Source organism: Bacteroides sp. 2201st1_D9_2201SCRN_220225, assembly GCF_040928965.1.
In the GTDB taxonomy this organism is placed as follows: Bacteria; Bacteroidota; Bacteroidia; order Bacteroidales; family Bacteroidaceae; genus Bacteroides; species Bacteroides stercoris.
In genome coordinates, this window is the sequence record NZ_JBCODG010000007.1 from 37,871 (window position 1) to 50,756 (window position 12,886).

General features: G+C 42.9%; 8 protein-coding genes. 6 read left to right on the forward strand and 2 right to left on the reverse strand.

What is annotated here, in order from left to right; translation table 11 throughout:
• Positions 1–77: 77 nt before the first annotated feature.
• The 6 genes from AB5903_RS03515 to AB5903_RS03540 all read left to right on the forward strand — a co-directional run bounded on the left by AB5903_RS03515 (position 78) and on the right by AB5903_RS03540 (position 8,776).
• Entirely contained in the window at positions 78–428 is a 351-nt protein-coding gene (locus AB5903_RS03515; protein ID WP_117596317.1) for a mobilization protein, read from the forward strand.
• Positions 425–1,498: a relaxase/mobilization nuclease domain-containing protein gene (locus AB5903_RS03520; protein WP_272194180.1), complete on the forward strand. Its 1,074-nt coding sequence runs from the start codon at positions 425–427 to the stop codon at positions 1,496–1,498. Before AB5903_RS03515 ends, AB5903_RS03520 begins: the two co-directional genes overlap by 4 nt.
• Positions 1,495–2,283 (forward strand): hypothetical protein, encoded by a 789-nt coding sequence (locus AB5903_RS03525; protein WP_272194181.1) that lies wholly within the window; start codon positions 1,495–1,497, stop codon positions 2,281–2,283. Before AB5903_RS03520 ends, AB5903_RS03525 begins: the two co-directional genes overlap by 4 nt.
• Positions 2,284–2,288: 5 nt before the next feature.
• On the forward strand, positions 2,289–3,500 hold the full coding sequence (locus AB5903_RS03530) for a site-specific integrase (RefSeq protein ID WP_272194182.1): 1,212 nt from the start codon (positions 2,289–2,291) through the stop codon (positions 3,498–3,500).
• A gap of 251 nt (positions 3,501–3,751) precedes the next feature.
• Positions 3,752–4,768 (forward strand): restriction endonuclease subunit M, encoded by a 1,017-nt coding sequence (locus AB5903_RS03535; protein WP_272194183.1) that lies wholly within the window; start codon positions 3,752–3,754, stop codon positions 4,766–4,768.
• Positions 4,769–4,774: 6 nt separating this feature from the next.
• The gene (locus tag AB5903_RS03540) at positions 4,775–8,776 is read left to right on the forward strand and encodes an Eco57I restriction-modification methylase domain-containing protein (protein ID WP_272194184.1); all 4,002 of its coding nucleotides are present in this window, start codon (positions 4,775–4,777) and stop codon (positions 8,774–8,776) included.
• Between the two features lie 71 nt (positions 8,777–8,847).
• Here AB5903_RS03540 and AB5903_RS03545 read toward each other — a convergent pair whose 3' ends face one another.
• Positions 8,848–10,698, reverse strand: a complete 1,851-nt coding sequence (locus tag AB5903_RS03545; protein ID WP_272194185.1) for a UvrD-helicase domain-containing protein — start codon at positions 10,696–10,698, stop codon at positions 8,848–8,850.
• On the reverse strand, positions 10,676–12,874 hold the full coding sequence (locus tag AB5903_RS03550; protein WP_272194186.1) for an ATP-dependent endonuclease: 2,199 nt from the start codon (positions 12,872–12,874) through the stop codon (positions 10,676–10,678). Before AB5903_RS03550 ends, AB5903_RS03545 begins: the two co-directional genes overlap by 23 nt.
• Positions 12,875–12,886: the final 12 nt, after the last annotated feature.

The window sequence follows — 12,886 nt, forward strand, 5'->3', positions numbered from 1 at the left end:
CCGGCCACACGGGAAACGGCAAGCCCGGATTACAGCCCTAAAAAACAGAACGGTTTGACGGATAAAAGAAAACGGATATGACATATCAGGAGAACAGGAACAAGGGAGGCCGCCCCAAGGCGGTGAAAGGCAAGGCGCGGACAAAGACCATATCCACACGGCTCACGCTTGCCGAATGGAAAGCGGTCATGAAACGGATAACAGGTGCAGGCAAGAAGCCGTCACACTTCCTGCGTGATTTATTACTATACGGCAAGGTCGTGTCTGCACGGACACAGGAGGACAGGCAGCAGATAAGGATGCTGGAGGGAGGATGCAACAACCTGAACCAGCTGGCGAAGATGGCGCACCAGCAGGGCTTTTCTCTTTTGAAAGGCAAAATCATGGACTTGCTGGACGAGTTCAACAAAATCATAGAGAGGATATGATGGGCGACTTGAAAAAACGGGCGAGTTTCGCCAGAGTGGTAAACTACGTGAACAACCCGAAGAAGGCACGGCTCATCGACAGCAAGGACGTGAGGCTGGATGACAACGCCACCATAGCAAAGAGTATGCAGGGGCAAGCGGACGACAAGCCGGGGCGCAAGTTGAAGAACCCCGTGTACCATATCTCGCTGGACTTCGCACACGAGGACACACCCAAGCTGACGGATGAGCTGATGGTCGAAATCGCCCGTGAGTATATGCGGCGCATGGGCATAACGAACATCCAGTACATCGTGTGCCGCCATACCGACAGGGAACACCAGCATCTGCATATCGTAGCCAACAGGGTGGACAATGACGGGAACACCATCAGTGACAGCAACGATAATGTGCGTAATGTAAAAGTATGCAAAACTCTCACGAGGGAATACGGACTGCACTTCTCCAAGGGCAAGATGAACGTGAAACGTGATCGCCTGCGTGGTAAGGACAAGGTGAAATACCAAATCTATGACGCTATCAAGGCGGCATTACCCTGTTGTAACTGCTGGGCGGATTTGTGCGAGAAACTGGCAAAACAGGGTATCGGGGTACACTTCAAATTAGACAGGCGCAATGGCAACATCCTTGGCGTGTCATTCACGAAGGATGAAATCTCGTTCAGTGGCTCACGGATAGACCGAAGCATGAGCTTTTATAAACTGGACAAGCTGTTTGGAAGCTGTATTGCCGAGGGAATGGAATGGAAGCCCGATGTATCGTACAATGGGAATGGAGTTGAAAAACAATTACAGCTAATGAGGGAAGATATAGCTACAGGTAACACCATAACAAATCCTTTTATAACCCAATCATCAGCAATCGGAACAGACACGGACGGCAGTGTTGGCGGTTCTGTTGAACCCGGTTCAAACATCGTCCAAGTGACCATCGGCGTACTCATGGAGTTGTGCGTTCAGCCACAGCAAGCCAAGGTTTCATCCGGCGGAGGCGGTGGAGGAAACGAAAGCGGCTGGGACGACAATGACAACGAAAAGGACAAACATAAACCAAGGAGGAGAAGAAGATGAAGGACAACAAGCAGAACTTAACCGACCTTATCGGGGCATTGGCAGTGGACATCGAGGAAATCAAGAAAAAACTGGACGCAAAGGATAGCCCGGACAAGAACGAGGCATTGAAAAGGCTGGAAGCGAAGTTGGAGCCTGTTATACGGTTCTTCAATGGCAATGCACCGGAAAATGTCAATGCCATTTTCGGAAGCAAGGAAGCCATCGAGGAATACAAGCAATCAATAGGTGATGAAGCGGTAGCAAGTCTGCGGTTATACACCGAAGCCAACGAGAAGGATATGCGCAAACATGGTGTTCTCACCATCAAGGAACAGCTCAACAAGATATTGGAAAGGCTGACAAGCCACATTGAGAATGACAAACTGGCTTCGGAAAAGTCACGCCAAAAGCAAAGTGCCATATCGGAACTATGGCAGATAATCCGCCCGGACAAGGCAATAAGCACAATAAGGCTGTTATGGAGCAAAGTTCCCGATGGCTGGCACAAGAACCCTTACGCATGGGCTGGTATCGGTTGTACGCTCGTATTCTTTGCCCTGTTTGCCGTCAGTTGGGTACAATGGCATGACTACCGGGAAGAAAACAGGCGGTTGAGAACGGTTGCTGACAAACACCTTGTGACTACGTTCATGCTCAACGAACTGCATCCGGGACTGGCTGTGACCGTCGGAGCTTACGAGAAACTGGTAGATGTTGTCGGTGTGGATTCCACGCTGGTCATATTCAACAGGCAGGTCAAGACAGTGAGAGAGGAAGAAAAACAATCCAAACAACAAAAATAAAGTGGATGGCATCCATAAAAGTGAAATTTCGTCCTTCCACCGCAAGCGGCAGGGAGGGCAGCATCTATTATCAGGTAATCCACGGGCGCATAGTCCGCCAAGTCAAGACGGACTACCGCATATTTGACACGGAATGGGACAAGAGAACTTCCTCTCTGAAAATCCTGCCCGAAATCGGTGAAAACAGAAAACGGTATCTCCGAGAAGTGACGGAACATATCGACTGGGACACCAGACGGTTGAAAGCCATAGTCGCCAGATGCGACAGGCAGGGAGGAATTTATTCCGCTGACAGCATCGTCGAGAAGTTCAACGGGCAAACGGGCGAACAATCGCTGTTCCGTTTCATGCAGGGTGTCATAGGACAGTTGAAGCAGCTTGGCAAAGTCCGCACATCAGAAACCTACACGGCGGCATTGGCCAGTTTTATGAAGTTTCGTGAGGGGCAGGACATACTCTTGTGCGAGATTGACGGCAACACCATGATGCTTTACGAGGCCTGGCTCAAAGGCAAGGGCATCTGCCCCAACACGGTTTCCTTTTATATGCGCATACTCCGTGCCGTTTACAACCGTGCCGTGGAAAAGGAGCTGACGGAACAGAGACATCCTTTTAAACACGTTTACACGGGTATCGGGAAGACAGTAAAACGAGCCATCCCATTGAAGTCCATCAAGCACATTAAGGAACTTGATTTGACTTTGAAACCGCATCTGGACTATGCAAGGGATATGTTTCTCTTCTCCTTTTATACCCGTGGCATGTCATTCATTGATATGGCCTATCTAAAAAAATCGGATTTGAAGAACGGAATCATCACGTACCGCAGAAGAAAGACCGGGCAGCAGCTCACAGTCAAATGGGAAAAGTGCATGGAAGACATCCTCGCCAAGTATGGAGAGAATACGGCCACCCGCTACCTCCTGCCGATAATCACAAACCCCTGTTCCGATGAGCGGACACAATACCGTAACGCCATCTGCCGCATCAATGTGGCGTTGAAGGAAGTTGCCGGTCTGGCAGGATTGAACATACCGCTGACTATGCACGTTGCCCGGCATTGTTGGGCGAGCGTTGCCAAGAGCAAGAACATCCCTCTTTCAGTCATCAGCGAGGGCATGGGGCATGATTCGGAAGAGACCACACGCATCTATCTCGCATCGCTTGACACAAGCGTGGTGGACAAGGCGAACAGCCTTATCCTGAAAGATTTTTGACCGGATATTTATGGTGAAATGTGTTGAGCGAAAAGACGAATCTCTTGATAAGAGATATAGTTTATTTCGCAAAGGTACGCATAATATTTCAAATTCCGTGTTTAATCCTCATTTATAATGATATATGAAAGGCATTTTGTGAGAATCTGTTTTGTAAATCCGTCAAATCGGGTTCCTATAACACTGATTATTAGTGCTTATTTCTTCGGGATGGCTCTCTTATCAAGAGATACTCATAAACCCGATATAAAATGCCTGTTGAAGTTGATATATTGGAAGATAGTATCTTTCGGCTTTCGCCCGAACTGTTGAATATCCTGCTCAAAGACCATACAACGAGCAAGAAGGATATTCAGCGCAATATCTTTTGGGCTACTTCCGATTATGAATATCTGGGCGAAGGGTATCAATATGATTCGCCAATTCTTCCCTGTCTTATTACCGGAGATAACGGGCATGTCATCATGCCGCGTATCCTCAAAAGTCGTGACACCCAAACCGCACGTTCGCGAGAAATGGCAGAGGTGTTCACTCCGTCATGGATATGCAATGCGCAGAACAACCTAATCGATGAAGCATGGTTTGGAAGAAAGGATGTGTTCAATACGGAATACACCAACGAACAGGGTTGTCATCGGTGGAGACCCAACTCAGAGAAAATTCAATTTCCGGAAGGTAAGACTTGGAAAGATTATGTACGTGACAACCGACTGGAGATAACCTGCGGGGAAGCCCCTTATATCGTCAGTCGCTATGACACCACAACGGGAGAGACCATTCCTATTAAGGAACGCATCGGTTTGCTTGACCGCAAGTTGCGGGTTGTAGGCGAAAATACGGAAACTTCCGGTGAATGGTTGGAATGGGTACAGGAAGCGTATAAGAGCATTTACGCCTACGAATGGCAAGGTGACAATTTGCTGATTGCCCGTGAATCCATGCTTATCTCCTTTGTCGAATACTATCAACAAAAGTTCGGCAAGCGACCCTTGTTGAAATCCATCAATTATATCGCTTACATCATTTCATGGAACGTCTGGCAGATGGACGGGCTTAAAGGTGTCATCCCGAACAGCTGCGGTGAACACCGGACTGTTGTAGCTGATTTGTTCGGGACAAGGGAAGAAGTCAGTCAATGCGAAGGCTGTCAGAAAGATGACATCCGCAGGCACAACGGTATCTATTGCCAAATCAAGGACTGGCGGGCCAAAGACCCTAAAACGGGAAAGATGGGAAAACGAATCCGATTTATCGACCTCATAAAATAGTGCAGCATGAAATTCACATCTTCACTAAAATTAAAACTGATATATGTGTTCCGCATCAATGATGCCGCACACAGGGGATGTCTGAAAGTAGGCGAGGCCACTTGTGACAATGACAATGTTTTCGGTCTTGCTCCGAACAGCAAGGCTCTCAACGAGTCCGCGAAGAAACGCATCAACCAATATACGCAGACGGCTGGTATCGCATACGACCTCTTATATACGGAACTGACGATATACAACAGCAAAAAGGGCTTGTGCTCTTTCAACGACAAGGAAGTGCATAGTGTTTTGGAACGTTCCGGCATCAGAAAAAAGATATTCGATACCGAGAACAAGGCCAACGAGTGGTTTATTACCGACCTTGAGACTGTCAAACGGGCAATAGTTGCCGTAAAGGAGGGACGGGAATCGTTGTCTTCGGCCGAGGTCTCACACGACCAAACTCCGATTGTATTCCGTCCCGAACAACGGGAGGCAATTGAAAAGACCAAAAAGCAATTCAAGAAAAGTAACCAGATGCTTTGGAACGCCAAGATGCGTTTCGGCAAGACATTGTCGGCCTTGCAGGTGGTGAAAGACATGGATTTCAGCCGTACTTTGATTCTTACCCATCGCCCCGTGGTGGACAGTGGCTGGTTCGAGGATTTCGGCAAGATATTCTATGACAGTCCCGGTTTTGCATACGGCTCAAAGAACAACGGTGACAGTCATGCTTTACTTGAAGCGAGAGCGAAGCAGGGTAAATGCCAATATGTGTATTTCGCTTCCATGCAGGATTTGCGCGGTTCTGAACTTGTGGGTGGCAACTTCGACAAGAACAATGAAGTGTTTGCCACCGCTTGGAATTGCATCATCGTGGACGAGGCGCACGAAGGGACACAGACGGAACTCGGCAAGGCTGTCATGCAGGAACTGACAAAAGCAAATACCAAGATATTGCGACTTTCCGGCACTCCGTTCAACCTGTTGGATGACTTCAAGGAGGACGAGATTTATACCTGGGATTATGTGATGGAGCAACGGGCAAAGGCTTCATGGGATTTGACCCATTTCGGTGATCCGAATCCATACGCCTCTCTACCTACGATGAACATCTATACATACGACCTCGGACGGTTGCTCCATGAGTTCGTGGATGAAGATGTGGCTTTTAACTTCCGTGAGTTTTTCCGGGTAAATGATAACGGAACTTTCATCCATGAAAAAGATGTGAAGGCATTTTTGAATCTTATCTCCAAGGAGGACAAGGACAGTTGCTATCCGTTTGCCAACGAGGAATATCGCAACATCTTCCGTCATACGCTATGGATGTTGCCGGGTGTGAAGGAGGCTCGTGCCATGAGTGCTTTACTGCAATCACATCCTGTATTTCAGCATTTCAAGGTGGTGAATGTGGCAGGAGACGGTGACGAGGACGAAGAGAGCAAGGATGCGCTTGCTGCGGTGGAAGAAGCCATCGGCAAAGACCCTGATGCCACCCGTACCATTACCTTGTCTTGTGGACGATTGACCACGGGTGTCAGTGTCAAGGCGTGGACGGGCGTATTCATGTTGTCCGGCTCTTATAATACCGCTGCATCAAGTTATATGCAGACCATCTTCCGTGTGCAGACGCCAGCCACCATCAACGGACGCGTCAAGGAACAGTGTTATGTGTTTGACTTTGCACCAGACAGGACACTGAAAGTCATTGCCGAGACAGCAAAGATTTCTTCCAAGGCAGGAAAGACCAGCGGGAACGACCGCAAGATTATGGGTGAGTTCCTGAACTTCTGTCCGATTATCTCCATCGAAGGCTCCAAGATGAGCCAGTTCGATGTACCCAAGATGTTGGAGCAACTCAAACGTGTTTATGTGGAAAGGGTTGTCCGCAACGGTTTCGAGGACAGGAGCCTGTATAATGACGAGTTGATGAAGCTCAACGACTTGGAATTGCAGGAGTTTGATGACCTGAAAAAGATTATCGGCCAGACCAAGGCAATGCCAAAGACCAATCAGGTGGACATCAACAACCAAGGGCTGACCGATGAGCAATACGAGGAACTTGAAGACCTTGAAAAGAAATCCAAGAAACGCGGCAAGGACAAGCAACCTTTGACGGAAGAGGAAAAGAAACGTCTTGAAGAGCTGAAAAAGAAAAAGAACAACCGCGAGGCTGCTATTTCTATTCTTCGGGGTATCTCCATCCGTATGCCATTGCTGATTTATGGAGCAGAACTACAAGACGAATCACAGGAAATTACGATTGATAACTTCGCTTCGCTCATCGACCCACAATCATGGGAGGAATTCATGCCCAAGGGTGTTACCAAACAGAAGTTCAATAGCATCAAGAAATACTATGATCCGGAAATATTCTGTGCGGCAGGCAAGCGCATCCGTGCCATGGCTCGTGCTGCGGACAAACTGAGCGTGGAGGAACGCATCGGGCGTATAACGGATATATTCAGCACATTCCGCAATCCCGACAAGGAAACGGTGCTTACGCCTTGGCGTGTCGTTAATATGCACCTTGGCGATTGTCTGGGCGGATATAACTTCTTTGAAAAGGGTTATGAAACCACCTTGTCTGAACCTCGTTTCATTGACCGTGGCGAAGTGACCGCCAATGTGTTCGCCCCAGATTCCCGAATCCTTGAAATAAATTCTAAGTCCGGATTATACCCTTTGTATATGGCATACAGCATTTACCGTACAAGGGTCAAGAACTCTTTGTTTTCGGTGTCCAGCATTGAGGATGAACAGCGTATATGGGACAAGGTAGTGGCTGAAAACATCTTTGTCATCTGCAAAACTCCTATGGCAAAGAGCATCACCAAACGCACGCTTATCGGCTTCCGAAAAGCAAAGGTAAACACTCGATACTTCGAGGACTTAATAAATCAAATCAAAAACAAACCTGAACATTTTATCAAGCAGGTAGATAAATTCATCACAGAAAGAACAGGAATAAAGAATATGAAAATCAATGCGATAGTGGGGAATCCACCGTATCAAGAGGTTGTTGCACAAAAAGAAACAACCAACGGCCAAAAACGAAGTTCAAGTATATTCCAACATTTCCAAACAATAAGTGACAGATTGGGCAGATACACTTCACTAATTTATCCTGGTGCAAGATGGATTCATCGCTCAGGAAAAGGACTTGAACAGTTTGGACTTTCACAAATCAATGATCCTCATTTATGTTTCCTGAAATTTTTCCCTGATTCAACAGATGTGTTCAAGGAAGTCGGTATTGCTGATGGCTTATCTATTGTGATGAAAGATACACAGAAAGGAAGTGGTGGTTTTAAATACATCTATTCTATCCATGGAAAAGATATAATAGTTAATGCTAATAACCCCAAAGAAGATTTATTCCCATTAAATCCTCTTGATAATGAAATTGTTTCTTGTTTAGATACTATTATTGCCAGATACAAATGCTTGCACGATTCTGTCTTATCTCAGAAACTCTTTTCTATTGAAAGTGATTTTGTCGAACGGAATCCAACGCTTGTAAGAGAATATAACGATGGAGATTATTTTGACCCAAAATCAGAAATAAAACTCTTCACAAATGACAAAGCTGGCAAGAGCGGCAGAGCCCGATGGTACATCGCAAATAAAAATGTTATCACAACAGGGTTGGAACACTTGAATAGATGGAAAGTCATCGTTTCAAGTGCCAATGCAGGAGGACAAAAGCGTAGCAATCAAATCGCAATCGCAGATAACCATAGTGCATTTGGCCGTTCTCGTGTAGCATTGAAAACATTAGCTACAGAACAAGAAGCCAAAAACTTTTTCAAATATGCTACAAGCGAGATAATCCGCTTCGCCTTTTTACTTACCGATGAATCTTTGACCTCTTTGGCAAAGAAGGTTCCTGACTTATTGGACTACTCCGACGCCAATGGCATTATTGATTACAATAGTGATGTGAACGACCAACTTTATAAATTATTTGGCATTGACGATAAGAATCAACAGTATATACGAGAGGTTCTTACCTCAAAAGAATAATATACAGAAGAGAGGCTGTCCAGTAACTCACAATTGGCACAGTCTCTCTTATTGTGCATATTATCCCAATATTACATTACAATAATTTCATTCTCTTCAAACCAGCCTTTTCTGATAGTTTCAGTTTTTACTCTCTCTGGATTATTTGTATACATCACAACAGCCAATGAGTTCTTTGCTCTAGTACATGTAACATAAAATAATCTTTGAGTTCGTTCAATGGAGGTTTCCTTACCATTTTCTCTATTTTTCAAATCTACATTAGATAAATCTTTAACACCAAATAGTTTGTCATAGCTAAATAAGAATCCTTTTATTTCAGAATCATCTATAATAACCATTACTCGATCAAATTCGAGACCTTTAACCCCTTGGTGTGTATCGAATTGTGAACGGTGGTTCACATAATCATCATAGCTGCGTACCATGTTAATTGGTAAATCCATTACTTCTACCCAGGCACGTAGTTCTTCTTCTACTGTATCTTCTATGTCCGATGGGCTCAACATATACGCTTGTCTTACAACATCCGGTACTGTTAATAGTTGAGATTTTATAATTTCATCTACCACGACACGGATAGTTCCATTCTCATTTACAAGATTAGCAACCTTTATTGCTTCTTCTCTGCATTTCAAATAAAGTTCATATGGTTTTTCTGTATTCTGTCCGCTCAATAATGGCGAGTATTTTTTCAAAATCTCTAAAGCAACTCGTCCATCTTCTTTTATAGATTCTGCAATTGGTAGCACTTCCTTTGTGAAAAATTCTATTTCTGATACAGAACCCTGGAGGAATGTCATCTGATATTTTGAAACTTTATAAAGTGGAGCAAAAAAACGAGAAAATCCTAACCTTCGTGCAGCCATCATGTGTTCCAATGTTAGAACTTTAACTTCAGTACCTATGGTCGTCCATTTTGCATCTTGGGTTTGCTCACTCATAATCCTCATCACATTTTGCTCTATTTCATCTTTATTTAGTCCCTCACGTTGTTGTATAACAAAAAGCCTAATCAAACCATCATTAGCATCTTCACGCGGTCTTTGTTCTGCATGAATATCAATATCCTTTCCAATATTGTTAGCCAACTGGATTATCCGTTTAGCACAGCGATAATTCATCCTCTTTACCGGCTTCTCCCACCCGATAGGAATAGAATCTTCTATATTCTCCTTCCCATCTGCATAAATTCGTTGCTTCTGATCTCCAAGTAAACCTAAAGTAAAGATATCAGCAAAGTTTCTTTGAATTTCAAAGAAAGTATCAATTAGTTCTTTTTTCGTATCTTGACTCTCATCAATCAATAGTATCGGATATCGTTGTGCTATGATTCGCTGTAACATTTTGTTCTCAAGAATCATTTGAGCAGATATTTTAATAACCTCAGCATGCTTCAATGCATTATATTCAGGATTACTGCCATTGGGATTATACACAAACTTTTCTATTATCTGCGCTTTTGCTAACCGTTCTTTCTGGTATTCAAACTTTTCTACGTTGGAAAGATATGTTTTGGTAGTCTTTTTTTCTGTTTCTTCTAACTTCTTTTCCAACGCTTTTAAATCTTCTTCAATATAAAAACAATACAATCTTTTTATATCTGCCTGATAATACTTTATAACATCCCAAACAAAACTATGAATTGTTGAAATATGAAAAATAGGACTATAATCCAATCGGTTGATTATTTCATCTGTGGCAGCATTCGTAAAGGTAATAACAGCTACATTCTTTCCTTGCAACAAAAGGTCTTTACCAATACTATTATGTATTTTTTTCAAAAGAAAAACCAAAGAGTAAGTCTTCCCTGAGCCTGCTCCAGCAAAAAGAAAGAAACTTTTACGCGGTGTTGAAAGAATGCACTTTTCTAGTGTCTCATCTACTTGAAAGTCTATATTATTCTCCATTTCTGTTTCCATTAGAATCCAAATATGACTTCATCCATTCAAGCCCTTCCTGAATATATACTGGGGCAACCAAATCGACAAAATCGTCTTTATAAAGCAGAGAAATAGCAAAGTCAGCCTTCTGAAAACCACTCTTGCTTTCCAACTTTTTAAATATCTTATTTTGTAATTCATTAGCAGAATTACTATGTTTCAACAGATTCGCTATTGTGGTAATAGTACCCATTTTCTTTAACCCTTCCTGTCGAAATAATTCAAGATTGGTAAATATCAATGCATCTTCAAATGTATAAGGACATACTTCAGTCAAGTCATCTTTATTCTTATCCCACTTGACGTTTACCGGTGTTTGGAATGCTATCCTTACATTATTCACAAACTTTTCTTTTCCATCCAATGCCAACAAATCGTCTATTTGTTCTTTTCCTGAAAGCCAACTTTTAATGGAGGGATTACCTGTCTTATAATCATTTCCTTTGGCTGTAATCACGGACGGATGTTTTTCTTTTCCGTCTTCTATTTTTGTGTCAGTCGCATCTATATCCGTCACAATCAAGGTTGCAATTCCAATTTTTTCAATAAGTTTACGGAAACTATGCGCATGACGACCATTTACCTCTATAACAGAAATATAATAAGAATCTAATCCGGATTTTGCGAGAAAGCTGGGAACAAGTATCTTTTCCGCAGGGCCTTCAACAAAAATAACAGCATCCGAGAAGAATATATCGCAGTGAGTTAAACGTATATATCTTGTTACAAATTGCTTTGTTTCATCGTCTGTTCCGAATGTACTAGATAAGTTTACAACTTTTGAAACAGGTATCTTTTCGCCAACATCTATTACTCGTTTGAAGTAGCGCATACAATTCAAGTCAAGTTCGTTGACAACATGATTTGAATGCGTACTTAACACAAGTTGTGTGCTTAGCCAAGGATTTTCTTCAATTAGTTTATTGTTACACAAGGCTTCAAAAGCTTTCTTTACAAATACTTGTTGTGCTTGGGCATGTAAATGCGCTTCTGGTTCCTCTACAAACACTATATGAATAGGCTCAATATTCATTCCTTCACTTAATTCTTTCAGCCATTTTTCCCTGAAGTCAATCAACTTCAAATAAATAGAGATAAGATTTCTATAACCAAGCCCATTGTACTTCTCAGGAAGTACTAATTCCTCCATACCTTGAATAGCAAATTGAACTGCTGAGTCATGTTTTATGGATTCCTCAATCTGAATCTTACTTCGTATTCTTATCTCTGGATTCTGGAATCCAGGGTAATTGATGTTCTTCAATTCTCCAACAGGAACCTCAAAAGTCTTTTTTAATTTTTCATCATATGTTTTGTTCGCTGTTACAATACCTCCAAGGAGTTTCAACCCTTCACAAGTCAATTCCTCATCTTCTTGCCCACTGCTCTTATAGTACTGTTGAAACTGTTTAGACAACGTATCTATATCACTGTCTGTTTGTCCTTCCGGATCTGAAAAATCTCTTGATGCCAGTATAGTATCTACTTTGATTAGTCCGTCAAGTGGATTGTTGCCTATCTCATTGTCTGGCGTTGATTGCACTTCGTCTTCGTTATCAGGATCAAGAGAAGGATCTATGATGTAGTATTTCACATCAAAATACTCTCTAAGATTTAGACCTTTGCCTAAAAAATCGCATAAATTTTTTGGATATAAATCTGGAGAGCCAGCTTTCTCCCATTCTTCAGTACCCTCTAAAGTTTTTGCCTTTATTTTGGCATCCTTGTAAACAGTGTAGAGCTTTTTTACATCTTTGGGTTCATATTGTCCACGGACACCAACCTTTTTACCATCCCAAGAACTAAGTGATGGTATCAAGTGATTTACTCGATATTGTTCTCCATCTTCGACATTTATCCAAACATCCATTGATGGCACAATGTTATCCCATTGATGAGAATCCAATAATGCTTCATCTACAGAATCATGTTCGAGCCATTTCTCGCCAATCTCATTAATTGCTGCCCAATTTGTTGCGGTAAACTCTTTTAAAGTGAATCTATCTGTGTTTTTTAGAAACCAAACAATAGCACTAATAGCGGAAGTCTTGCCACTATTATTTGCACCAACTAAAACTGTTTTCTTCTCGTCAAAATCTATATGACAATTTTTCAATTTTCGGTAATTCCTAATATGAACAGATTGTATTTTCATGCGCTACTTGCT